Genomic DNA, 25,106 nt, shown 5'->3' on the forward strand with positions numbered 1-25,106 from the left:
AAGTTTAGCGATCTACCTAAATCTGCGCAGCAAACTTAAAAACAGCGGTTGTAAGATGGCAATAACAATAGCTGCCAGTGCCAATGGATCAATTAAGAGGTTATCATAGATACACACTTTTTCCGGTAGTGACAGTTTTAGGAAAGAGGTAAGCAGTACCAGTGACAGATAAATCCCCCCGGCGATGGCCACCAGTTCACCTAAAGCGATAGAGGCCGGTGAGGCTACCGTACTTTCCACATTCTCCACACCGCGGGTCTTTTTAAGCCTCACTCTTGTGCGTACAGCCCAGGCCACAAGACCAATGAGAATTAAGGCTAGTATCCCCTTAATCAACATAAACATCCCCTCCTCTATTTAGAATATTATGCAAACTAGCCTCTCATAATGATAGAAAAAGAAAGAAGTAAGGAGTTTATCCTTACTTCTTCATTTCATATCCGGTTTTAGTGGACGTTCCGTCCTGCCTGCGGTGATTTTCTTTATTTTTGTCCATATACCTGGCATAAAGTTCGTCGGCAGTCATGCCCGTTTTAATACACATGCTGATGAGAAAATGTAAAATATCCACCAGTTCCTCTTTTACTGCCTCTAAGTCGATTTCTTTACGATTTTTCCACCATTTATAGTTGATTTCATTGAGCAGTTCTGCAACTTCTACATTAATGGCCATACATTCTTTTTGTAACCATGTTTCCAGGTCAAAATTAAGCTTACGTCCTTCTATCACTTTTTGGTCAAAGTTAGCCTGTTGTGCAAAAATGGCCTTCAGTTTATCCTTTTCCAACTTCTCTTCTCCTCCCCGGCCTTACCTGAGAAAATTATGCAAGTTTACCGGTTTTTCCAAAGGACCTATGGTACTTAAGGTAAAATGATAATTGTTAAACAAAGTGTTGGCAATGGATTTTACGTCTTCCAAGGTCACAGCAGATATTCTTTTTACTACTTCTTCGGGTGTAATGATTCTATTGAGGCATAGTTCAGTACGGCCGATTCTGGTCATACGGCTGCTCACACTTTCTAATCCCAAGTATAAGTTGCCTTTTATTTGTTCTTGGGTTCGCCGCAGTTCCCTTTCCGTGATACCATTTTCCATAATATCTGAAACTTCCTTGATTAACAGCCTGATAACTTCATCGTATTTCGCAGGGCTTGTGCCGGCATAAAAGGTGAATAGTCCCGTATCACAAAAGGCCGAGTGATAACTATAGACAGAATAGGCCAGTCCTCTTTCCTCACGGATAGACTGTACCAGGCGTGAGGATAAACCGCCGCCTAATACATTATTTAAGATATAAACGCTGTATATTCTTTCGTCACCCTGGGGTAAACCGGCCGTTCCCAAACAGATCTGGACCTGTCCCGTATCCCTGGAAATGTTGGATGTATCGGCATGGGTACTTCTCGGCGGAACCAGCCCCTCCGGTTTTTTGGCGGGTTTAATTTTTGCAAAAATCCTGGCAATCTTGTTTTGCACAGTTTGATGGTCGATATTGCCCGCTACGGCAACCACAATGTTATTTGCCGTATAATGCTTGTCCATATAGTTGATGATATCATTGCGTGTAATCGCTTCCAGGGAATTGACGGTACCCAGTATAGGTTTACCCAGAGGATGGTCGGGCCAGGCTGTTTGCACAAATAAATCATGAATCAGTTCATCAGGGGTGTCCTCGTACATCTTTATTTCTTCTTCAATGACTCCCCGTTCTTTCTCAATGGCTTTTTCCGTAAACGTGGAGTTAAAAAACATATCGCTCAGCACATCGAGGGCTAAATCAAAATGTTCGTCCAATATTTTGGCGTAATAACAGGTAAATTCTTTGGTGGTAAAGGCGTTAAGCTGTCCACCTACTGCATCTAAAGCTTCCGCAATGTCGGAGGCGGAACGGTTTTCCGTTCCTTTAAACATCAGGTGCTCGATAAAATGAGAAATACCGGCTATTTTTTCATTTTCATGGCGGGAGCCCGCCCCTACCCAAATGCCAAGGGCTACTGACCTCACGACCGGTACTTTCTCTGTAACGATGCGGACGCCGTTATCCAATTGTATTTTGACAAAATCGTTGGTATGCATAGAAAAACCCCTTTATTTGCAAGATTTAATCGCCGGTTAGCTGCCGTAAGCCATATTCTAATAACCTTTTAGCATCGCCAAATCGGTCTTTCGTATTTAATACTACGGCAATCACTTCACGACCTTTATATTCGGCTGAGGCTACCAGACACTTACCCGCTTTAAACGTGGTACCGGTTTTGACGCCTGTGGCTAAGGGATAAGTCCATAACAAATAATTTGTATTCTTGATAAATTGCGTGCGCCTGGGACTTTCCCAGTGTACGTGATAATACTTTTTTTTTACTATGTCGGCAAAGATTGGGTTTTCAAGGGCATATCGTGTTATTAAAGCTAAATCATAAGCCGTGGTAAGATGCTTAGGGTGTGGTAAACCATGAGGGTTATAAAAATCTGTTTGCAAAGCCCCTATGGTTTTTGCTTTGAGATTCATTAAACCCACAAATTCCTCGACACTGGGGGCTATTTCTTCCGCAATAGCTACACAGCTGTCATTGCCAGACCTGATCAGGGCACCATGAATAAGCTCCAGGAGACGAATTTTGTCACCCTCAACAAGCCCCAGAGCTGCTTCACCAGTCGAGGCAGCCCTAAAGCTTACTTCGACAATTTCTTCGGTATTTCCTGTCTCCAGGGCCAGAATAGTTGTTAAGATTTTCGTCGTACTGGCAGGCGGCATTGGCTTAAAACAGTCCTTTTGAAAAAGAATTTTTCCTGTTCTGCCATCGAGAAGTATAGCGGATTTGGCATAGACAACGGGCCCTTCACCTCTTGCTTCTAAGGGAAGGAATAAGCAAAAACTGATACTGAGAATGAGAAAGGCCTTTTTCAACATGATCTCACCTTGTCTGTCTGTCTTTGCCTTTAGTATGGCCTATCAGCTTAGAAAATAAAGATGATGCTATTGTAATATTTCACTAACCGTTTTAAGGGTAAAACCTTTATCTTTTAAGGCATCAATCAGGGCCGGCAAGGCATCAAGGGTACATTTTTTAGGATGCATTAACACAATGACACCGTTATCAGCCTTGGAAAGGACCCTATGTTTGATTACTTCCGCTGAAGGATTTTGCCAGTCCACTGTATCAGCCGTCCACATAATGGTCTTATAACCCAAAGCTTCTGCGGCAGCAACCACGTGGGGCTTATGTTCACCATAGGGTGGAGCAAAAATTTTACTCACGGTGATACCCAAGTCCTGCAATACTTTTTCCGTATCCCTTATTTCTTTCTTGTTTTGTTCAAGGCTAAGTTTATCGGCATGGGGATGAGAGTACCCATGATTACCGATTTCATGTCCTTCTTTGGCAATCTGCTGCACTATCTCCGGAAACTTCCTGGCAAATCTTCCTGTGATAAAAAAGGATGCTTTAATATTTTTGCTGCGAAGGGCTGCCAGCATACCCGGCAGAACATCTTCGCCCCAGTCCACATTGATAGTAAAAGCCATAGTTTTGTCTTTGGTGTTACCCAGGTAAATGGGATTAACAGTGGGCACGTCTTTATCCCTAAAGTAAATCATGGAGCCAAATACCAATACAATCACAACAGTCAACATTATGAATAGTAAAATATGTTTTTTCCTTAGAAAAATAATATACATCAAAAATTCACCCCTAAGAATAGTGTCAAATAATCTATATGCAAGAAAGGGGGTGAATAAGTCAAATTGCAATAAAAATAAAGCGATTTTGCCAATCGCTTATTTTTAATGGTCTATTATTGAACCGTGGTTTTTTGCTGTCGTAATGCTTCTTTCCGTGACAAGTTGATCCTGCCCTGCCTGTCTATTTCCGTCACTCTTACCAGGATTTCATCACCGATGGAGACAACATCCTCCACTTTGCCCACTCTTTCCTCAGCCAGGTGAGAAATGTGCACCAGCCCTTCTTTCCCCGGCATGATCTCCACAAAGGCCCCGAAATTAGTGATACGCGTGACCTTACCTATATAAATTTTGCCTACTTCCACATCTCTTGTTAAATCTTCAATAATCCGCAAGGCCTTCTTCCCGGCTTCCACATCAACTGCTGCAATAAAGACCCGACCGTCATCTTCAATATCAATTTTTACACCGGTATCCTCAATAATTTTCTTGATGGTTTTGCCGCCAGGACCAATAACATCCCGGATTTTATCGGGATCGATCATGGTGGTTAAGATACGCGGGGCATATGGCGATAAATCGAGGCGCGGTTCTTTGATGACGGCCAGCATTTTCTCCAAAATAAAGAGGCGGCCTTTACGGGCTTGTTCCAGGGCATCCTTCAGGATATTCCTGTCAATGCCGGCAATCTTAATGTCCATTTGAATAGCAGTGACACCTTTTTCGGTTCCCGCAACCTTAAAATCCATATCCCCCAGAGCATCTTCCATGCCTTGTATGTCTGTAAGAATCGTATAATGATCACCTTCTTTGATTAAACCCATGGCCACACCGGACACAGGGGCTTTAATAGGAACCCCGGCATCCATGAGAGAAAGAGTACTGCCGCATACGCTGCCCATGGAAGTAGAACCGTTAGATTCCAGCACTTCCGACACTAACCGGATGGTGTAAGGGAATTCCTCTTCGGAAGGAATCATGGGTTCCAATGCTCTCTCGGCTAAGGCCCCGTGCCCGATTTCCCTTCTCCCGGGACCGCGCATGGGCCTGGCTTCACCCACGCTGTAGGGTGGGAAATTATAATGGTGCATATACCGTTTTGATTCTTCCACACCGAGCCCGTCCAGAATCTGCTCTTCGCCGATAGCCCCCAGTGTGGTAATGGTCAGTACCTGAGTCTGCCCGCGTGTAAAGAGACCACTCCCATGAGTGCGTGGCAATACGCCGACTTCACAGGTAATGGGACGGATCTCATCGGTAGCCCGGCCATCGGGCCTAATCTTGTCAACAGTGATCAGTTTACGCACATATTCCTTGACAATGCTGTCCAGCACGGTTTTGATGTCTTTTACCTGCTCAGGATAAAATTCCATAAATTTAGTCAGGGCTTCATCCTTGACTTTGGCAATAGCTTCTTCACGTTCCAGCTTGTCCTTAAGTATAACAGCTTCTTGCAGGGGTTTGGTCGCATAGTCCCGCACGGCCTGCTCTAATTCTGCATCAATAATATAAATATTAGGCTCTTTCTTTTCCTTGGCAATTCCAAGGGCTAATGCTTCTTTTCTAAAGTCCTCTATAAAGGCTACTATTTCTTTAATCTTTTCATGGCCGAACATAATGGCTTCTAAACAGGTCTCTTCCGGGACTTCGTTCGCTCCCGCTTCCACCATCATGACAGCATCTTTGGTTCCAGCCACCACAAGATAAAGACTGCTTCTCTCGTTTTGCACAATCGTGGGATTAATAATGAATTCTCCATCCACATAACCTACTGCCACGGCACCAATGGGTCCCAGAAAAGGAATTTCGGAAATATGTAATGCTGCGGAGGCGCCAACCATTGCGGCCACATCAGGGGAATTATCCTGATCCACAGACATCACCGTGGCTACAATATGGACATCATTTCGATACCCCTTGGGGAATAAGGGTCTAATGGGCCTGTCGATGAGACGGCTGGAGAGGATGGCTTTCTCACTGGGTCTTCCTTCCCTTTTGATAAAACCACCGGGAATTTTACCTACTGAATAGAGCCTTTCTTCATAATCCACCGTCAAAGGGAAAAAATCAATCCCTTCGCGGGGTTCGGCGGATGAGGTCGCTGTTGCCAGGACACATGTATCGCCATATTTAACAAGCACTGCGCCGCCTGCCTGCTTGGCCAGCCGGCCTGCTTCCAATTGCAGTACCCGTCCGCCTATCTCCAATTCCTTTACAAGTATTTTGTTTTGATAGTCCATCTGTGTCAAAAAACCTCCCTATCATTTATATCTTCCTTTTTCTTACCAAATAGTGACTATTCTACACTGTGTATATTATTTCCTTCCGCCAGGGTAAAAAATACCAGCGTAAATTGAATAAAAGAAAGGGCGGATAATTCCGCCCTACCTTCTGATGCCAAGACTTTCAATGATGCTCCTGTATCTGTCCAGATCTTTTTCCTTGAGGTAATTAAGTAAACCTCTGCGCTGTCCAACCATTTTAAGCAGGCCACGACGGGAATGGTGGTCCTTTTTGTGCTTCTGCAAGTGCTCTGTTAAATAGTTGATTCTTTCTGTGAGAAGTGCAATTTGTACCTCGGGGGAACCGGTGTCATTTTCATGAACACGATACTTGCTGATAATTTCGTTTTTTCTTGTTTGCTCCATGGCCATAGGGCTCACCTCCTTGTCTATTCGCCGTACCCAAGTCAAACGTTGGTGAGGCGCTTAACCTAGTGTACGGTATCGTTACCAGATGTATTATAAGCTAATCTTATGATATTTGCAAGTCTATTCACCTATTTACCGATGATGGTGATGACCAGCCTGCCATTGGGAATATCTTTGGCCACAACATCAAACACACGTCCCGACTTACTGATAAAACCCCGAAACCGTGTAGCCGTGGGGACGTGGCCGGGGATTTGATTTACGGCATGAATGATGTCTGCAACCGTAATCCTGTCCTGGCGGTAGTCTTTTAAACGTTTTTTGGCATGATCTGTAATAATCACTCTCATAAGGCCAGCCCTACCTTACAGCGATAAGGCTTTTACTTGTGCGTCCCTTTGAGTAAGAATACTGTAAAATGCATCCTGAAAAGCTTCCTGTTCCGGTTTATCCATGCTGGCCTTTTTATAGATGCGTGCTAATTCATTACATAAGGTATTGAACTCTTGATTGAATATAATATCTACCACTAATTGGGTAGTAGATTGGGATTTATAGTGAGTTTCATGTACATGCACCATATTACCCCTCCTCTGCTCTCGTGTACTACAATTTTATTTGGAGCTAAGGGAAATATGAGCAAAATCATTCTTAAATTCTTGAAATAGCGAACGTGCGGCTTTAATGTCGCTGGCTACTTGGTGCTGCAACTGGCTGATCTGGTCGAATTTTTGTTCCGGACGTATGTGTTTTAAGAGACTTATTTCTAAATACTCGTCATAAAGATTTTGTTCATAATCTAGCAAATGGGCTTCTATAGTTATTTTATTGCTCCTAAAAGTAGGTTTATTTCCGATATTCACTATTGCCGGGATTAAGGTATTTTTATGGTTGGCCAGGGCGGCATAAACGCCCAAAGCGGGTAAAAGGATATAATCAGGCACGTCAATATTGGCTGTAGGAAAGCCTAAGACGCGACCCCTTTGTTCTCCCGGGATAACCCTGCCCCCCAGGACAGGCCAATAACCTAATAATTTTTGGGCCCCTCTTATATCCCCTTTTTGCAGCTTTTTTCTTATTAAAGTAGAGCTGACGATTTCTCCTTCGCACATTACAGGTTGGACTATCTCTACAGCAAAACCCATTGCGCCCCCCAGATCCTTAAGTAACCCCGGTGTACCTAAACCCTTCCGTCCAAAGGAGTAATTAAAACCGACAATCACTTTTTGCGTTTTAAAAATTCCTTTTAAATAATGGCGCCCAAACTCTTCCGCCGTAACATTGGCTAATTTATCGTCGAAAGGTAGCAAAAAAATATTTTCAATGCCTAACTGTTCCATCAGTTTGATTTTCTGTTCAGTCGTATTGATAAGTTTAAAGTTGCTCTTGTTAAAGACAAGGGAAGGATGAGGATCCAGTATTAATACAGAGGGAATCCCTATCCCTTTCTTGCCTTCTCTTATACAGTATTTAATTAAGGTCTGGTGACCTTTATGGACACCGTCAAAATTCCCCAGGGCCATTACCGTATCCTGGGAATAAAGAAGGGCCTCTTCTACACTTTTTATCAACCTCATGACCTACTCCAAATGAAATACTTTTTTTGGTTTTAATAGACAAGTACCATTCATTCCATTATCAATAGAAACAATAGCATGGAGATTTTGCTGCTCATCCAGCACTGCTGCTGACTCATGAGCGGGCAGTTCCCGGATATAAGGGATGGCTTGACCGTTTTTGAGCCGGGTAATGTGGTCGTTGGGCAAAGATATTTTGGGTAAACCGGCAATACCATAAGTTAACGGGAGAAGGGCACCTTTTTTAAACTCCTGTATTTCTTCAAGGGTAAAGCTGTCTTCCAGGGTAAAATTGCCTACTCTGGTGCGAAGTAAAAATGACATGATGCCACCTGCACCTAAAGCGCTGCCAATATCGTGACATAATGTCCTGATGTAAGTTCCCTTGGAACAATTGACGAGCAGTAATAATTTGGGATGCCGGTAATCTAACAGCGTGATTTTTTCAATATATACTTGCCTGGGTTCCCTTTCTATTTCTTCCCCCTTGCGCGCCAGCTTATATAAAGGGACACCATCCAGTTTAATGGCTGAATACATAGGGGGAATTTGCCATACTTCACCCTCAAAAGAGCTGAGCACTTCTTTAATCTTAGCAAGCATTATTTCACTTGCTTCACATTGCTCTATTACTTCCCCCCAGGCGTCCTGGGTAGTCGTTGTAATCCCCAGCGTTAACTCACAAAGATATTCTTTGTGGTCATGGCTCAGATATTCCACAAGCCGGGTGGCCTGTCCCAGGCAAACAGGTAGTACACCTGCAGCCTGGGGGTCAAGGGTACCGGCATGCCCTATTTTTTTTTGCTGGAATTCCCGCCTCAAGAATGAAACAACATCGTGGGATGTCATCCCCGGGGGTTTTAATACGTTAATCAGCCCATCCATAAAATGAAACCCCTTAAAACGTGTTTTCTATCAATTTGATTACAGCATCTCTAACTTCATTTATTTTACCACTGGTGACAAAACCAGCGGCCCGCGGGTGACCTCCACCGCCAAACTTCTGTGCCAGCAGATTTACATCGCAGGTAAGTTTGGAACGCAAACTGACCTTGATCTGCCCAGGTGTAAATTCTTTCAAGAGCAGGGCAACTTCCACACCCTCAACGGCCCTCAGCATACTGATTAAACCATCTGTATCGGCATCCAGTAAATCGTAGGCCCTCATTTCTTCGTAACTGATGGCGGCGGCGATGATTTTGCCATTTGCCGCTAAAAAGAGATTGTTAAGGGATAATTTGACGATAAGCAATTCAGCGAAGGGCCTTTTCTCATAAAGGTTTTGCCGGATCGTATCGATATTTGCACCCATCATTACCAGTTCACTGCCTATCTTTAAACTCTCGGCTGTCGTATTGCTGTAACTGAAAGAACCAGTATCTGTAATTAAGGCAACGTAGAGACAGGTAGCCACTTCAGGGTCTATGACGATCCCGGAACTTTTCAGCATTTTATAGACAATCTCTCCTGTGGCAGCGGCACTGGTTTCTACCAGGTTTAGGTTACCGTAGTATACGTTGCTGACATGGTGATCAATATTGATAACATAAGGATTCTCCGGCATTGGATAGCCGGTTCTTTCCCAATCGGCACAATCCACACACACATAAAGGGCATGGGCGGGCAAAACATCCTTCCATAATTTTAGATGCTGCTGCCCCGGCAAAAAAGTATATACTGAGGGAATCGGCGCTGGGTGTAATATGGCTGCCTCGTAACCTAATTCCTTTAAAAAGAGGGATAGACCTAAAGCTGTACCTAAACAATCACCGTCAGGTTTTTCATGAATCAATACATATATTTTCTTTTTATCTCTAATGTGGGCGTAAAAAGTCTTCCATTCAGACATCGGAGTTTAAATCTCCTCCGGTTTTATTGACCTCTGCTAAAATTTTAGAGATTTTCGCACCGTACTCGATAGATTCGTCCATTTTAAAGACCAGTTCCGGGGTATAACGCAGTTTTAACCTTTTGGCTAATTCGGTACGAATATAACCGCAGGCTTTTTCCAGGCCCTGGAGACAACTTTTACGTTTTTCCTCGTCCCCTAAGAGACTGATATAAATCTTAGCAATGCTCAGGTCATTGGTTACTTCCACCTGTGTCACGCTGATTAAGCCCGTAATGCGCGGGTCCTTAATCTCATCCCGGATCATCTGCGCTACTTCTCTCTTAATTTCTTCGGCAATGCGGCTGATTCGATGTTTAGCCATAGATCTCTACCTCCTAAGAGAGTTCCCTCTTGATTTCTTCAAAGGTGAAGGCTTCTAACTGGTCACCTTCATGAATATCGTTAAATCTGGCTAGTCCTATGCCACATTCATAACCGGCATTCACTTCTTTGGCATCATCTTTGAATCTCTTGAGGGAGTCAATCTCTCCTTCATGGACAACGATACCGTTTCTAATCACACGGACCTGGGCATTGCGCGCAATTTTGCCCTCGGTAACATAACAACCGGCAATCACACCAACCTTAGGCACACGGAAGGTTGCTCTCACTTCAGCCCTGCCCAGCACAACTTCACGTATTTCCGGTTTCAAAAGGCCGCTCATAGCTGCTTTAACGTCTTCAATAGCATTATAAATGACACGATAGAGTCTGATGTCAATTTGCTGACTTTCCGCAGTCTTACGGGCATTGGCATCTGGCCGCACATTAAAGCCGATAATAATGGCGTTGGAAGCAGATGCCAGCATGACATCAGTTTCTGTGATACCGCCTACGCCCTGGTGAATAATATTGACTCTCACTTCGTTATTGCTCAGTTTCTCCAGGGATTGCTTAATGGCTTCAATGGACCCTTGCACATCAGCTTTAATAATAATATTGAGCTCTCTTACTTCGCCCTGCTGAATGCGGGCAAATAAATCATCCAGAGAAACACGGCCCCGGGACTGGATAGCCTCCTCCCGTTTCAAGGCAGAACGCTCACTGGTAATTTGTTTCGCCAGTCTTTCATCATCTACAGCCAAAAAGATATCTCCCGCCTGGGGTACTTCGGAAAGGCCAATGATTTCTACGGGTGTGGAAGGAGGAGCTTTCTTTAAACGACGGCCTTTATCATCCTGCATGGCCCTGATACGGCCTTGGGTAGTTCCCGCTATGATAAAGTCCCCTACCTCCAAAGTGCCGTTTTGTACCAGGACAGTAGCCACAGGCCCCCGTCCTTTATCCAGTTTGGCTTCCACCACAGTGCCTTTCGCTTTCCTGTTGGGATTGGCCTTTAGTTCTCTTACCTCTGCCACCAGAAGAATCATTTCCAACAGGTTTTCCAAACCTACTTTGGTATGGGCGGAAACATTCACGCAAATAGTTTCCCCGCCCCATTCTTCTGGAACAAGCCCATATTCTGTCAGTTCCTGTTTGACACGTTCCGGATTGGCATCTTCTTTATCTATTTTGTTAATGGCGACAATAATGGGAACATTGGCTGCCTGGGCGTGGTTGATGGCCTCTACGGTCTGGGGCATAACGCCGTCATCGGCGGCAACGACTAACACCGCAATATCTGTTACCTGGGCGCCTCTGGCCCGCATGGCTGTAAAAGCTTCATGACCGGGAGTATCAAGGAAGGTGATTTTACGTCCATTGATTTCTACCTGGTAAGCACCAATATGCTGCGTGATGCCGCCTGCCTCGGAGGCGGTTACATTGGTGTGTCTGATGACATCCAAGAGTGAGGTTTTACCATGGTCAACGTGTCCCATGATCGTTACTACCGGCGGTCTTTCTTCCAGTTCCTCCGGTTTATCCGGTTCCTCGGCAAAGAGGATTTCTTCTTTGGAAGCCTTAACTTCCACGGTTGTACCAAATTCTGCACCCAGTAGTATCAAAGTCTCCACATCAAGCTCCTGGTTAATGGTGGCCAGGACCCCTAAGTTTAAGAGTTTCTTGATCACATCTGCCGCTTTTTTATTGAGCAGGTGGGCAAATTCCTGTACGGTGATAGGACCGTCCAGGGTAATATGTTTAACCACCACAGGAGCAGGTTCTTTCACATTTTGTCTAAAGCGATTTCTGTCTTTGCCAAAGGTTTTGGGGCCTTTTTTATGATCGGTCTTCTTATCGTCGAACTTGGAGACCTTCCGTGCAGGTGCTTTCGTTTTGCCGCCCCGTTCATAGGCTTTCTCACCTACCGCACGTTCTACTTTGTTTAAAAGAGTATCTTCCTCATCAAAAACATTTTCCGTTAGGACCGGCTCGTTATATCTCAAGGTTTGTGTGTTAGGACCCTTCTTGTTTCCCTGGTGAGCCCCGCCGGGTTTTTGTTGGGCTTTATTGTTTGGGGTGAATTGCCCCTGGTGGCCTTGACCCTGGTTATTCTTTTGCGGTCTGTTCTGTTGATTAAAAGACTTGTCCTGCCCTTGCTTTTGGTTGTTCTTAAACTGATTAGGCTTATTATCTTTTTTAGTCTGCTGTTGGAATGGGTTAGGTTTTACCGGCCCGGTACTGCGTTCAGGCTCTTTTGTTTTTTGTCCTTCTGCCGGAAGAGCCGGTCTTTGTTCCGGACCTTTAGTTTTTGCCGGTTGAACTGGAGAACCTGTATTATTACGATTTTTCTCAAGATTTAAGACCATAGACTTTATCCTGTTTACTTCCGCACTGGGAATCGTACTCATGTGATTTTTCATATTTAAACCCAATTCCTGCAATTTATCAAGCAGGTCTTTACTTGATAAATTCATATCTTTGGCCAATTCATGTACGCGTATGGTAGCCATCTAATCACCCCCATAAAAATCGGGAAAATTTAAGTTATTTGTTTGCCCTTTAGTTTAATGGCCTGAGCCATCTGGGTATCGGTAACAGCAAGGATACTGCGAGGGGAAAGTCCCAGGGCCCTTCCCAGTTCATCTTTTGTACCCAGGGTTAATGAGTCGACATTGAGATGATCACACCGGCGTAACCAGTAGCTTTTACGCTTTTCCGGCAAATCCTCCGCCAGGATCACCAGGTTTACTATTCCCCGCTTAAGCATAGCTTCCACGGCAGATTCTCCCGCTGCCAGTTTGCCTGCTTTTTTTGCAAAACCAAGGAGTGTTTGCATGCTAGTTGGTATCGTCATATCCCAATCCTACTTTAAGACGGTTGATGATATCTTCGGAAATCGGCTGTTCCAGGTTCTTTTCTAACCTTTTGGCCTTAAGGGCCTTTTCCAGGCACTCTTTTTTGGGACAGAGATAAGCGCCCCGCCCCGATTTTTTTCCGGTAGCATCTAAGATAATCTCAGCTTCAGGTGTTCTCACTATGCGAATAAGTTCTTTCTTGGGTTTCATCTCCTGACAACCCACACACATTCTGAGGGGGACTTTTTTAACCCGCATATCCTTCACCTTATTCTCTAGGATTTGCCGCTTGTGCTTGGGATTCGCTCTTGATATCGATCTTCCAGCCAGTGAGTTTTGCCGCCAGCCTGGCGTTCTGTCCTTCTTTCCCAATAGCCAAGGACAGCTGGTAATCGGGGACCACGACCTGGGCCACTTTTTCCTCCGGGTTTATATCGACGCTTAATACTTTGGCCGGACTGAGGGAACTGGCAATGAACTTAGTCACATCGGAATTCCACTTGACGATGTCGATTTTTTCCCCTTTTAACTCATTCACGATGGCCTGGACCCTTAATCCCTTAGGACCTACACAGGCTCCCACAGGGTCAACATTTTCGTTTCTTGAGTATACGGCTATTTTGGAACGGGATCCCGCTTCCCGGGCTACCGATTTTATCTCCACAGTACCGTCATGAATTTCCGGTACCTCCAGTTCAAAGAGCCGCTTCAAGAGGCCGGGATGAGTTCTGGACACCATGATTTGTGGACCCTTCGTGGTCTTTTTCACTTCAATGATATAATTCTTAAGCCTGTCACCTATGTTGTAGTGCTCTCCAGGCATCTGTTCGTTTTGGCTGAGGACTGCTTCCGTTTTACCTAAATCAATGTAGACATTTTTGTTTTCCAGCCTCTGTACTGTCCCGGTAACAATGTCACCTTCACGATTAGAAAATTCATCAAAAATCAGATCCCGCTCAGCTTCTCTGATCCGCTGTACCACTACCTGTTTCGCTGTTTGGGCGGCGATACGCCCAAAATCTTTGGGCGTGACTTCTGTTTCTACCACATCATCCAGCTCATAGCGGGGATCCAACCTGCGGGCTTCCGCCAGGGAAATTTCCGAGCGCGGGTCTTTCATTTCTTCTACAATAGTTTTGCGGGCAAAAACTTTAATTTCGCCACTGACACGGTCAAAATGAACCCTGACGTTCTGTAAGGAACCAAAATTCTTTTTATAGGCAGAGATCAGAGCCTGTTGGATTGCTTCAATTAAGACATCAGTATTAATTCCTCTTTCTTTTTCCAGATCATTTAGGGCTTCAATGAGTTCCAAATTCATGTTTTGTTTCTCCCCCTCCTTAATCTTCCCATGCTAGACGCACCTGGGATATTTTATCACGCGGAACCTGTATTTCCTGGCCATTGGGCAGTATCACCGCCAGAACTTCTGAGGTTACGTTACCGAGTTTACCCTGTAGTACTTTTTTCCCTTCAATAGGTACAAAGGTACTGACATTAACCGCATGATTTTTGTACTTAATAAAATCTTTTTCTTTTTTTAAGGGACGTTCAATACCTGGAGAGGAAACCTCGAGAAAATAAGACTGGGGTATGGGGTCAGCCTCATCCAGCAAATCGGAAATTATCCCGCTGATTTCCTGGCAATCATCAAGATCAACGCCATTTTCCTTATCTATATAAATCCGTAAATACCAGTTGGGTCCTTCTTTGACGAATTCTACATCCACAAGTTCCATACCTTTATCTTCGATGAGAGGTTTAACCAATTCATACACCACATCCTGCGTTTTCTTGCCCTGCATATAGCTTCCCTCCTTCAGATTGTACACATTATTTTTGGTAATATTTGTAGTACATATACTGAACTCGACCTTTCAATTTAGGAAATAATACGAAAGAGTGGGGGCCACCCACTCTTTCGTCATCAGACGATAAAATGTCACAAGTCTCAATCCACACAAAGTATATCACATCAACCAGCCATTGGCAAGTTTTTACTCAGAAAAGGGAGATCTGGTCATTTTCGGGTAAATCATCCAGGCTTCCGTGGTTATCCAGAACTTCGATGACCGTTTTACTGACTTTGCCTCTGATGCGCAGGTCTTCCCTGGAAGTAAATGCTTTCTCTTCCCGGGCCTTGGCAATACTCAAGGCCGCTGCTTCCCCCACTCCCTGCAGGGATACTAAAGGGGGTAAAAGGGCTTTGCCATCGTCTACTATGAGAAAGCGTGTGCTGTCAGAACAACGCAAATCGACTTTTTTAATGGTGATACCCCGAAGATACATTTCCAATGCTAATTCTAAAATATTATACAATTTAGCTTCTTTCGCACTGGCCTCATTCCCTTTCTTCGTAATTTCCTCCATCACCCTCTTAATCATGGGTATTCCTCCCACAATAATATCAGCGTCAAATTCATCGGCACGGATGGAGAAGAAGCTGGCATAAAAAGCAGCAGGATAATAGACTTTAAAATATGCTATGCGAAAAGCCATCATCACATAAGCCACAGCGTGGGCCTTGGGGAACATGTATTTGATTTTCTGGCAGGACTCGATATACCAATCCGGTACCTTCTGGCTCTTCATGACCTCTACATCTTCCGGTTTAACACCTTTTCCTTTCCGTACACCTTCCATGATTTTAAAGGCTTTACTGGGTTCTACGCCTTTATAGATGAGGTAAGTCATGATATCGTCCCGGGCGGAGATAACTTCCGATACCTTGGCAATCCCAGACTTGATGAGGTCCTGGGCGTTATTTAACCACACATCGGTCCCATGGGAAAAACCACTGATCCGTACCAGGTCGGAGAAGGTCTGGGGATTGGTATCTTCCAGCATTTGGCGTACAAACTTGGTGCCGAATTCAGGTATGCCCAGTGTGCCTACATTAGACCCTAATTCCTTGGGATCTACTCCTAAGGCTTCCGTGCTATGGAATAGGGAGAGGACTTTAGGCTCGTCCAGGGGAATGGTTTTACAATCTATTCCCGTCAGGTCCTCCAGCATCTTAATGACTGTGGGGTCGTCATGGCCCAGGATATCCAATTTCACCAGGCGGCTGGAAATGGAGTGGTAATCGAAGTGTGTGGTGATGGTATCGGAACGGACATCATCGGCGGGTCGCTGTAAAGGAGTAAAGCGGTGTATATCCAACCCTTTGGGTAAGACCATAACTCCGCCGGGGTGCTGCCCCGTTGTCCTCTTCACACCCGTGCATCCTTCCACAAGGCGGGCTATTTCTGCATTACGCACATTAATATTTTTCTCTTGAAAATAGTTCTTGACAAAGCCAAATGCTGTTTTATTGGCGATTGTGGCAATGGTACCTGCCCGGAAGACATTGTCCTTACCAAAGAGTTCTTCCGTATATTTATGGGCACGGGGCTGGTATTCTCCGGAAAAATTTAAATCGATATCGGGTACCTTATCACCTTTAAAGCCCAAAAACACTTCAAAGGGAATATCATGACCGTCCTTAGTTAATTTTGTCTGGCAGCGGGGACAATTTTTATCGGGTAAATCCGCCCCCGAACCAACAGAACCGTCTTGAATGAACTCGCTGTAATGACACTTACCACAGCGATAATGGGGAGGTAAAGGATTTACCTCTGTGATGCCGCAAAAAGTAGCTACCAGCGATGATCCTACGGACCCCCGGGACCCAACTAGGTAACCGTCCTCATTAGATTTTTTCACCAGCTTGTGGGCAATTAAGTAAAGGACAGCAAATCCGTTGCCAATGATGGAATTCAGTTCTTTTTCCACCCGCTTTTTTACCGTTTCCGGTAAAGGATTGCCATAGAGTTCATAGGCCCTGGTCATGGTTAAATGGTTAATCTCTTTTTCGGCGCCTTCAATTTCTGGAGGATAAAACTCGTCAGGAATGGGTTTGATTTCTTCTACCAGGGCCGCTATTTTTTGCGGGTTGTCAATGACTACCTCCCTTGCTCCCCCTTCACCAAGATAAGAGAATTCCTCAAGCATTTCCTCAGTGGTTTTTAAATAGAGGGGTGCCTGGTTGTCCGCATCCTCGAAACCTTTACCAGCCATGAGGATTCGCCTGTACACTTCGTCCTCCGGGTCAAGGAAATGGACATCCCCGGTGGCTACCACAGGCTTGTTTAATTTTTGCCCGAGCTGGTAAATAAAGGCATTCATTTTGAGCAAATCGTCTTCTGAGGTAAAGGTACCATTTTCCACAAGAAATCTGTTGTTACCCCGCGGTTGTATTTCCAGGTAATCATAAAACTCTGCTAATCTTTCCAGTTCCTCGGTGGAGGCACCCTTAAGATACTGTTGGATTAATTCCCCTGCTTCACAAGCAGAACCAATGAGCAAGCCTTGTCTCAAGGCCTGAAGTTTGCTCTTGGGGATGCGGGGAACACGATGATAAAAGTCCAGGTGAGAGATAGTTACCAGCTCATATAAATTGCGCAATCCTTCTTGATTTATCGCCAGGATAACACAATGGTATGTAGGCCCTCTTCCCGCTGATTCTACATTGGAATCATCAAAAAGGTATCCCTCTACGCCAAAGATGATGCGGATGTTTTTGCCTTTTGCCTCCTCATAGGCTTCGGGAAAAGCCTGGACATTACCGTGGTCCGTGATGGCAAGGGCAGGATGGCCCCAGGCCGCCGCTCTGTTAATAATCTCCTTAATGCCTGCCACAGCGTCTAAGGTGCTCATCCTGGTGTGCAAGTGGAGTTCCACCCTTTTCTCCGGGTATGTATCCATCCTCAAAGTAGGAACAATTCCCATAATATCTCGCGGCATCAGGGTCAATTCTTGGGTAAAACGGTCAATTTGTACTGTCCCCCGTAACATATACCACTTATTCTCTTCCAGTCTTTCACGGACACCGGCTGCTTCAGTGGGGTCTGCAATGATTTTACAGGAAAGGGAATCTGTTTTGTCACTGATATTAAAGCTGATTAAGAGGCGCCCTGTTTTCAATTCCCTGATTTCCAGTCCGAAGACATAACCTTTGACGATAATATTTTTTTCTTCCTCGACGATATCTTTTAAGGGTACCGCCTCACCGCTAATCTTTTTACCGAAAATGACATTGTTTTCTTCCAACTGCTCTTTTTTAGGTTTGCTGGTTTCCTGCTGTGCCACCGCTTCCCTGAGCTTTTCCTGGTAGAGCTTTTCTATTTCCCATAAGCACTCCTCATCATTTGTGTCACCGTTTTCCTCCAGCACCAGCTCCACATCGGCCTTGATATTGTACTCATTTTCTAATATTTGCTCAATTTCCCTTTTAATGTGCCGGTTATTGAGATATAGCCAGCCAATTTCCTGGTTGATTTTGATTTGCAGAAGCCTGCCGGAAATAGCATAAACAGCGCCTGCCAGCCAGCCGCGGATGCTTGGAATTTTAACGGTCAATTTGTCAACAATCTCCTGCCAGCATTGCTGGCAGAGGGTTTCCAGGTCAGGGTAGGTATGATTTAACTGGAAGTACATTTTGGGCGACTGATTTAAGTGAAAATACTTTTGCCAGGCCCCGGTAAGGAGCTTAAGCTCTTCAGCTTCCGGTAGTTTAGGACAGCCAAAATAGATTTCCCAAGCGTTTTCAGCCTGGGAAACAATGATTTTCTTTATAGAACATTGGGAGAGATATTGTTTGAGGACCGAGGGTACATCCAATGATTCCAAAAAAATATGCCATTGAGGATTATTATGCTTTTCCTGCACTAGTGCCATCGAGAATCCTCCATGAGTTTGTTGTTGATCAGAAATTGACGCTGTAAACACCTGGCAAACGCCTGATGGTATCAATCATTTCCGTTTCTTTTAAGTAATAAGGAAGAATAAGGGTTAAAGCTACCTTCACCCTTTGGTCTTTTTGGGGTTCACTTAACTCTATATTGCGAATATCTACTTCCATGTCACCTAAGGCTGAACATACAAGGCCAATTTGTCCAGGTTTATCTTCAATTAATAGGCTTAAAATCCTCTGTTTCTTGTTAGTCCTAATCACAGCCTCAATACGTGACAAATAAACCAGTACTAGAAAGACGATAGCTGTTGAGACTACGGCGGGAAAATAACTGCCTGCCCCCACAGCCAGACCTATTCCGGCCACTACCCACAGAGTGGCGGCGGTGGTAAGCCCTTTCACCCCCAGCCCCGAACGCATAATTGTTCCGGCCCCCAGGAAGCCTATGCCGCTTACAACCTGGGCGGCCAAACGGGCAGGGTCCCCAATTTGCTGCTGCCCGACCCGTGTATACATTTCTATGGAAATAATCATAATCAGGCAGGAACCTACACAAACAAGGGTATGAGTTCTAAACCCGGCAGCTTTGTTGAGGCTTTCACGTTCCAGTCCGATGAGCCCTCCCAAAACGGCCGCCATGATGAGTCGCAGGGTAACATTTAACTCATAACCCATCACCGCTTATCCTCCTAAACGAACATTTTTGGCGATTTCCCAGTACATTTTCAGCCGGTAGGCGAAACCTTTGACAAAACCCAGCTTTTCTTCCTTCATGACATGGGACATGGCAGGCAGCTCCACTTCCATGATACGCAGGTTATTCTCGTAAGCGAATTGCGTAATAGCAGTTTCTACACCAAAACGCATCGATTCTAAATTCCCAATCTGCTCTAACCAGTACTTCTTTATGCAGCGCTGTCCTGATAAAAACGGCGCTATCAGTTGGGCTACATCAGTAGCCAGCCGGCCTCCTTCAAATACCCCCACAGTCATATCCGCCTGGTTATTAAGCACAGGGTAAATGAGGCTCCGGACATGTTCAACTTTTAAACCAATGAGGTCAGCATCGAGAAAGAGGATAATGTCTTCCCGGGCAGCCTTTACACCCATGGACATAGCGCCGCCTTTACCCAAATTTTGCGGCAGGTCAATGACCTCTACACCCCAATTTCTCGCCACTTGCACGGTACCGTCGGTGGACCCGTCACTGACGACAATAATCTGGGTGATCTCGGGGATTGATTTAAGGGGTTCCAGTACACCGCCAAGATAATTTTCTTCGTTAAAAGCAGGAATAACCACGGTTACAAGCATGGTTTACCTCCTAATAACCAAATTTACCTGCCCGTCATGGTAGGGATACTCCAGCCTTGGTAACAAGTTCTTTTATATAACTTATTATATCATTTTTGTTGACAAAATTTACTTCTTTCTCCTGACGGAGTTTGACCTCAACCACGCCTTCGTTTAGAGCTTTCTTGCCTATGGTAATCCTCACAGGATAACCGATAAGGTCTGCATCCTTGAACTTAACTCCCGGTCTTTCATTCCTGTCGTCTATGACCACTTCTATTCCCTGCTTTAATAGCCCTTCGTAAATTTCCAGGGAGGCCTGCCATATTTCCTCGTCTTTTACAGACACTGGCACAACCACGGCCTGGAAAGGAGCAATAGCCATGGGCCAGATGATGCCGTCGGCATCGTAGTTCTGTTCTACGGCAGCCGCCATGGTTCTGCTGACACCGATGCCGTAACAGCCCATCACCATCAGTTTTTCCTGACCGGTTTCATCAACGAATTTAGCATTGAGGGCCTTTGAGTATTTTGTCCCTAGTTTGAATACCTGCCCAACTTCTATGCCCCGGGCGCTCTTTAGCACAGCGTTACACTGGGGACAGGTTTCTCCTTCCTCGATAAGGCGAAGGTCTCCGAAAGCTGTTACCGTAAAGTCTCTGCCTGGAACAACATTGATATAGTGATGATCAACTTCATTAGCGCCACACACCCCGTTGACTAAAGTGCGGATTTCTTCGTCGGCGTAAATCTTTACGTTGGCTTTTAATCCAATGGGACCAACGTAACCGGGCTCGCAGCCCGTTACTCCCCTAATCTCCTCAGGTGTAGCCATTTCCATAGTCAGAGAAGGGTGTAAGCGCTGCACTTTTATTTCATTTACCGTCCTGTCCCCTCTAACTAATACACCGATGATTTCATTATCTGCACGGAAAAATAATGTTTTTATTAATTTGTGGGACGCTATTTGCAAATAACCGGTAACTTGTTCAATAGTTGTTTGCCCGGGAGTAGCAACTTTTTCCCTGTTTTTTGGGATATCCTGGGGGTTTTCAGATGGTTTGCAGGGAGCAATCTCTACGTTGGCTGCATAACTGCATTCCGGACAGTATACGATTTGTGCTTCACCGGATTCGGCAATCACCATAAACTCATGGGTTGTACTGCCGCCGATAACTCCGGAGTCGGCTTCAACGGGCCTAAAGTTTAGACCGCAGCGTGAGAACACGGCAGTATAGGCATCGTACATTTTCTTATAACTCACATCCAGGCCTGCCTCGTCTTTATCAAAAGAATAGAGGTCTTTCATGATGAATTCTCTTCCCCGCATTAATCCGAAACGAGGACGCCGTTCGTCACGGTATTTATTCTGGATCTGATAGAGCAGTAATGGCAGCTGGCGATAGGAATATACATCACCGCGCACCAGGTCGGTGATGATTTCTTCATGGGTGGGTCCCAGGCAAAAATCCCGGTCATGGCGGTCTTTCAGCCGGAAAAGCTCTTTACCGTAAACATACCAGCGTCCTGATTCTAACCATAATTCTGCCGGCTGGATGATGGGCAGCATCACTTCCTGGCCGTCAGCCTTGTTCATTTCCTCGCGAACGATATTCATAATTTTCATTAATACTTTTTGAGCCAGGGGTAAATATGTATAAACACCTGATGACGATTTCCGGATAAAACCTGCTCTGACTAAAAGTTGATGGCTGATTACCTCAGCCTCGGCAGGTACTTCCCGCAGAGTGGGTGCAAACAGTTTACTAAAGTACATCTTCTTTCTCTCCTTTTTCGCTTATCTCAGCAATTTCTTCCCAAAGAGCTTGTACCAGCATATCTTCGGGAACCTTTCGTTTAACTACGCCTTTCACAAAAATAATTCCTTCCCCGTCACCACCCGCAATACCAAGATCAGCTTCCCGTGCTTCGCCCGGACCGTTGACGGCACAGCCCATGACCGCAATTTTGAGAGGCATTGGTAAATCCCGTGTCCTTTCTTCCACCTGGGCCGCAATCTTGGCTAAATCAATACGGCAGCGGCCACAGGTCGGGCAGGAAATAATTTCCACCCCTTGTTTTCTAAGTCCCAGCGTCTTTAGAATCTCCCGCGCCACTTTTATTTCAGGTAGAGGGTCACCGGTTAAAGATACACGAATCGTGTCCCCTATCCCCTCCGCCAGTAAAGTACCTATGCCCACAGCAGACTTAATGGTCCCCTGGTTCACCAGGCCTGCCTCCGTTACACCCAGATGCAGGGGGTAATCTGTTTTCTGGGCAAATAAGCGATAAGCCTCAATCATCAAGGGAACGAGAGAGGCCTTCAAGGACACTTTAATCAGGGAAAAACCCTGTTTCTCCAGGATATCAACATGTTTTAGGGCACTTTCCACCATGGCTTCCGGAGTCACACCTCCGTATTTGTCCAAGATGGATTTTTCCAGGGAACCGCTGTTAACCCCAATGCGAATCGGCGTTTTCTTGTCCAAGGCAGCCTTGACAACCTCCCGGACTTTCCATTGGGCTCCGATATTACCGGGGTTGATTCTTAAGCCCTGGACACCGTTCTTGATGGCTGTTAAGGCAAGCTTGTAATCAAAATGGATGTCGGCAACTACTGGAAGAGGCGATGACCCGACGATTGAAGAGAGAGCTTCGGCGGCCTCCTGGTCGGGTACAGCCACACGGATAATCTCACAACCCTCTTCCGCTAATTTTCTTATTTGCTTTAACGTAGCGTCAATATCCCGTGTGTCTGTATTGGTCATGGATTGAATGGATACAGGAAATTCATGGCCAATACCCACAGGACCGATCTTAAAGTTTTTCGTTTTTCTGCGTTTAATGAGCTCAGTTTTTGTTTCTTCCATACGTTTCCAAAACTCCTTAACCAAAGAACCTGAGCAAATCACGATAGGTCACGAGAACCATGAGGAGCATCAAGAGCGCAAAACCTATTAAATGAACAAAATTTTCTTTGGAAGGATTGATGGGCCTTCCCCTTAATCCCTCGATAAACAGGAAAAATAAGCGGCTGCCGTCCAGAGCGGGAATTGGCAGTAAATTTAACAAACCAAGGTTAATGGAGATAACGGCGGTTAAATTGGTAAGGTAGACGAGTCCCACTCTGGCAGACTCATCAATTAACTGCACGATGCCTATAGGCCCCGTTAATCCTTCTGCCGACGCTTTTCCGGCTATCATCTGAACTAAGGCGGAGATGGTTAAAGCAGTAATTTCATAGGTTTTAACAATTCCACCTTTAATCCCTGCCCATATGCCTTGGCGAGCCCAGTATGGCTTATCGGGGGTAATGCCAATAATACCCACTTTGCCTTCAGGATCGTATTTCGGTACTACCTCAATGTTTAAAGTCTTATTTTCTCTCACCACAGTGAGTTTTATCTTCTTTTCGGGACTGGCGTGGATCACTTCTACCATTTCATTCCAGGATGACATAGGTTTTTCGTTAATATGCGTAATCTTATCGCCGGCTTTTAACCCCGCGGCTTCCGCCGGGCTATTGGCGATTACCTGGCCAATATTCGTTGTAATCTGGGGGATGCCTACCACGGTAAATACGGCAGCAAATAATAAAGCGGCAAGAGCAAAATTCATCAACGGGCCGGCAATAATCACAGCCATGCGGGCTAAAAGGGGTTTTTGATTAAACTTGCGGGGGTCATAACCGGCTGTCTCCTCTTCTCCCATTTCCCCGGCCATCTTCACATAACCGCCAATAGGAAGCACACGTAAGGAATAGAGGGTTTCTCCCCTTCTTGCACTCGTAATTTTAGGCCCCATACCCAGACTAAACTCTTCTACGCGAATACCCGCGGCTTTAGCCACAAGAAAATGTCCCAACTCATGGACAAAAATAATCATACCAAAAACTAGAATAGAGGCAATTAAAGTTTGCACAGCAACACCCCATTTTCAATATTTCTCAGTTACTTTACGTGCAGCGGTCCGTGCCCAACTGTCCACTGTTAAAATATCCTCAAGAGTGAAGGTTTTTAGAGGATGATGTTCAGTCATGACGGATTCAATGATCTCGGGTATCCTGGTAAAGTTAATTTTGCCCTGCAAAAACATTTCCACTGCCACTTCATTAGCTGCGTTATAGACAGCCGTCATGGATCCCCCGGTCTTACCGGCCTGGTAGGCCAGGGCGAGTCCCGGGAATTTCTTGTAATCAGGCCTTTGGAAAGTCAATTCCTGGGTTTCCAAAAAATTTAAGCGGGGGAATTTATTGTACCAGCGTTCCGGATATGTTAATGCATATTGAATAGGTATCCGCATGTCCGGACAGCCAAGCTGGGCCAAAACTGATCCATCACCATATTGAACCATCGAGTGGACAACACTTTGGGGATGTATCACCACTTCTATTTTTTCATAGGGCACCTGAAAGAGCCAGTGGGCCTCAATAACCTCCAGGCCTTTATTAATCAGACCCGCTGAATCTATGGTAATTTTGGCGCCCATCTGCCACCTGGGATGCTTCAAAGCCATCTCCGGTGTAACGTTTGCCAGTTGTTCCCTGGTATATGTTAAAAAGGGTCCCCCTGAGGCTGTTAAGATTATTTTATCAACGGCTTCTTTATTCTCTTGCTCCAGGCATTGAAAAATTGCCGAATGCTCACTATCTACGGGAATAAGAGGAACACCTTTTTGCTGCGCTTTTTCTAATACTAAAGAACCACCGGCCACAATAGTTTCTTTATTGGCTAAAGCCACCGATGTACCGGAATCCAGGGCTGCCAGGGTGGGCACCAAACCAATAATTCCGGACACGGCAACTATTACTAAGTCTATGCCGCTGAGTTTGGCCAAATGCACTAATCCCTCGTTGCCCGTTAATATTTCCGCCGGCTCTTTGAGTCTATCTTTTAAGATGACAGCAGATTCCTGAGAACCCACACCAACAAACTTAGGCCGGTGTTTATTGATTTGTTCCGCTAAAAGGTCTGTATTGGAACCTGCGGCCAAAGCCATAATTTCAAAGGAATCGGGGAAACTTTCCACTACATCTAAAACTTGTCTACCTATAGAACCGGTGGAACCCAGTAAAACAATTCTTTTAGTCATGACTTAA

General features: G+C 45.2%; 25 protein-coding genes. All 25 read right to left on the reverse strand.

What is annotated here, in order from left to right:
• Nucleotides 1-12 precede the first annotated feature (12 nt).
• Complete coding sequence (locus tag BR63_RS04955; RefSeq protein WP_051965369.1) at nt 13-339, reverse strand: hypothetical protein; 327 nt, start codon at nt 337-339, stop codon at nt 13-15.
• Nucleotides 340-421: 82 nt separating this feature from the next.
• Nucleotides 422-787 carry a dUTPase gene (locus BR63_RS04960; RefSeq protein WP_034419780.1) on the reverse strand — a complete coding sequence of 122 codons (366 nt, stop codon included), beginning with the start codon at nt 785-787 and terminating at the stop codon, nt 422-424.
• A gap of 21 nt (nt 788-808) precedes the next feature.
• A complete protein-coding gene (locus BR63_RS04965; RefSeq protein ID WP_034419779.1) occupies nt 809-2,077 on the reverse strand; it encodes a M16 family metallopeptidase in 1,269 nt (422 codons plus the stop codon).
• 25 nt (nt 2,078-2,102) lie between these two features.
• Entirely contained in the window at nt 2,103-2,912 is an 810-nt protein-coding gene (locus tag BR63_RS04970) for a D-alanyl-D-alanine carboxypeptidase family protein (RefSeq protein WP_081907975.1), read from the reverse strand.
• A 66-nt stretch (nt 2,913-2,978) separates the two neighbouring features.
• Nucleotides 2,979-3,680: a polysaccharide deacetylase family protein gene (locus tag BR63_RS04975; RefSeq protein ID WP_034419778.1), complete on the reverse strand. Its 702-nt coding sequence runs from the start codon at nt 3,678-3,680 to the stop codon at nt 2,979-2,981.
• A gap of 116 nt (nt 3,681-3,796) precedes the next feature.
• On the reverse strand, nt 3,797-5,923 hold the full coding sequence (locus BR63_RS04980; RefSeq protein WP_034419776.1) for a polyribonucleotide nucleotidyltransferase: 2,127 nt from the start codon (nt 5,921-5,923) through the stop codon (nt 3,797-3,799).
• A gap of 144 nt (nt 5,924-6,067) precedes the next feature.
• Nucleotides 6,068-6,331 (reverse strand): 30S ribosomal protein S15, encoded by a 264-nt coding sequence (gene rpsO, locus BR63_RS04985; RefSeq protein ID WP_420825502.1) that lies wholly within the window; start codon nt 6,329-6,331, stop codon nt 6,068-6,070.
• A gap of 131 nt (nt 6,332-6,462) precedes the next feature.
• A complete protein-coding gene (locus tag BR63_RS04990; RefSeq protein WP_034419772.1) occupies nt 6,463-6,684 on the reverse strand; it encodes a hypothetical protein in 222 nt (73 codons plus the stop codon).
• Between the two features lie 15 nt (nt 6,685-6,699).
• On the reverse strand, nt 6,700-6,915 hold the full coding sequence (locus BR63_RS04995) for a hypothetical protein (RefSeq protein ID WP_034419771.1): 216 nt from the start codon (nt 6,913-6,915) through the stop codon (nt 6,700-6,702).
• A gap of 33 nt (nt 6,916-6,948) precedes the next feature.
• On the reverse strand, nt 6,949-7,911 hold the full coding sequence (locus BR63_RS05000) for a bifunctional riboflavin kinase/FAD synthetase (RefSeq protein ID WP_051965367.1): 963 nt from the start codon (nt 7,909-7,911) through the stop codon (nt 6,949-6,951).
• A gap of 3 nt (nt 7,912-7,914) precedes the next feature.
• Nucleotides 7,915-8,796 (reverse strand): tRNA pseudouridine(55) synthase TruB, encoded by an 882-nt coding sequence (truB, locus tag BR63_RS05005; protein WP_051965366.1) that lies wholly within the window; start codon nt 8,794-8,796, stop codon nt 7,915-7,917.
• Nucleotides 8,797-8,809: 13 nt separating this feature from the next.
• A complete protein-coding gene (locus tag BR63_RS05010) occupies nt 8,810-9,760 on the reverse strand; it encodes a DHH family phosphoesterase (RefSeq protein ID WP_051965365.1) in 951 nt (316 codons plus the stop codon).
• Nucleotides 9,753-10,124 carry a 30S ribosome-binding factor RbfA gene (gene rbfA, locus BR63_RS05015; RefSeq protein ID WP_034419768.1) on the reverse strand — a complete coding sequence of 124 codons (372 nt, stop codon included), beginning with the start codon at nt 10,122-10,124 and terminating at the stop codon, nt 9,753-9,755. Before rbfA ends, BR63_RS05010 begins: the two co-directional genes overlap by 8 nt.
• A 13-nt stretch (nt 10,125-10,137) precedes the next feature.
• Nucleotides 10,138-12,636, reverse strand: coding sequence for a translation initiation factor IF-2 (infB, locus tag BR63_RS05020; RefSeq protein WP_034419766.1), 2,499 nt, complete (start codon nt 12,634-12,636; stop codon nt 10,138-10,140).
• Nucleotides 12,637-12,665: 29 nt separating this feature from the next.
• Nucleotides 12,666-12,980, reverse strand: a complete 315-nt coding sequence (locus BR63_RS05025) for a L7Ae/L30e/S12e/Gadd45 family ribosomal protein (RefSeq protein ID WP_243270068.1) — start codon at nt 12,978-12,980, stop codon at nt 12,666-12,668.
• Nucleotides 12,964-13,239, reverse strand: a complete 276-nt coding sequence (rnpM, locus tag BR63_RS05030) for an RNase P modulator RnpM (protein WP_034419764.1) — start codon at nt 13,237-13,239, stop codon at nt 12,964-12,966. The genes BR63_RS05025 and rnpM overlap by 17 nt, the downstream gene beginning before the upstream one ends.
• Nucleotides 13,240-13,249: 10 nt before the next feature.
• Nucleotides 13,250-14,302 (reverse strand): transcription termination factor NusA, encoded by a 1,053-nt coding sequence (gene nusA / locus BR63_RS05035; protein WP_034419762.1) that lies wholly within the window; start codon nt 14,300-14,302, stop codon nt 13,250-13,252.
• 19 nt (nt 14,303-14,321) lie between these two features.
• The gene (rimP, locus tag BR63_RS05040) at nt 14,322-14,786 is read right to left on the reverse strand and encodes a ribosome maturation factor RimP (protein ID WP_034419761.1); all 465 of its coding nucleotides are present in this window, start codon (nt 14,784-14,786) and stop codon (nt 14,322-14,324) included.
• A 196-nt stretch (nt 14,787-14,982) separates the two neighbouring features.
• Entirely contained in the window at nt 14,983-18,699 is a 3,717-nt protein-coding gene (locus BR63_RS05045; protein ID WP_051965363.1) for a PolC-type DNA polymerase III, read from the reverse strand.
• 28 nt (nt 18,700-18,727) lie between these two features.
• Nucleotides 18,728-19,390, reverse strand: coding sequence for an MgtC/SapB family protein (locus BR63_RS05050; RefSeq protein WP_034419968.1), 663 nt, complete (start codon nt 19,388-19,390; stop codon nt 18,728-18,730).
• A 6-nt stretch (nt 19,391-19,396) separates the two neighbouring features.
• Nucleotides 19,397-20,029 (reverse strand): glycosyltransferase family 2 protein, encoded by a 633-nt coding sequence (locus tag BR63_RS05055; protein ID WP_034419759.1) that lies wholly within the window; start codon nt 20,027-20,029, stop codon nt 19,397-19,399.
• Between the two features lie 34 nt (nt 20,030-20,063).
• A complete protein-coding gene (locus BR63_RS05060; RefSeq protein ID WP_034419757.1) occupies nt 20,064-21,785 on the reverse strand; it encodes a proline--tRNA ligase in 1,722 nt (573 codons plus the stop codon).
• A complete protein-coding gene (gene ispG / locus BR63_RS05065) occupies nt 21,775-22,878 on the reverse strand; it encodes a flavodoxin-dependent (E)-4-hydroxy-3-methylbut-2-enyl-diphosphate synthase (RefSeq protein ID WP_081907974.1) in 1,104 nt (367 codons plus the stop codon). Before ispG ends, BR63_RS05060 begins: the two co-directional genes overlap by 11 nt.
• A gap of 16 nt (nt 22,879-22,894) precedes the next feature.
• On the reverse strand, nt 22,895-23,929 hold the full coding sequence (rseP, locus tag BR63_RS05070) for an RIP metalloprotease RseP (protein ID WP_034419755.1): 1,035 nt from the start codon (nt 23,927-23,929) through the stop codon (nt 22,895-22,897).
• 15 nt (nt 23,930-23,944) lie between these two features.
• Nucleotides 23,945-25,099 (reverse strand): 1-deoxy-D-xylulose-5-phosphate reductoisomerase, encoded by a 1,155-nt coding sequence (locus BR63_RS05075; protein ID WP_034419754.1) that lies wholly within the window; start codon nt 25,097-25,099, stop codon nt 23,945-23,947.
• Between the last annotated feature and the right edge of the window lie 7 nt (nt 25,100-25,106).

The organism is Thermanaerosceptrum fracticalcis, from assembly GCF_000746025.2.
GTDB lineage: Bacteria > Bacillota > Peptococcia > DRI-13 > DRI-13 > Thermanaerosceptrum > Thermanaerosceptrum fracticalcis.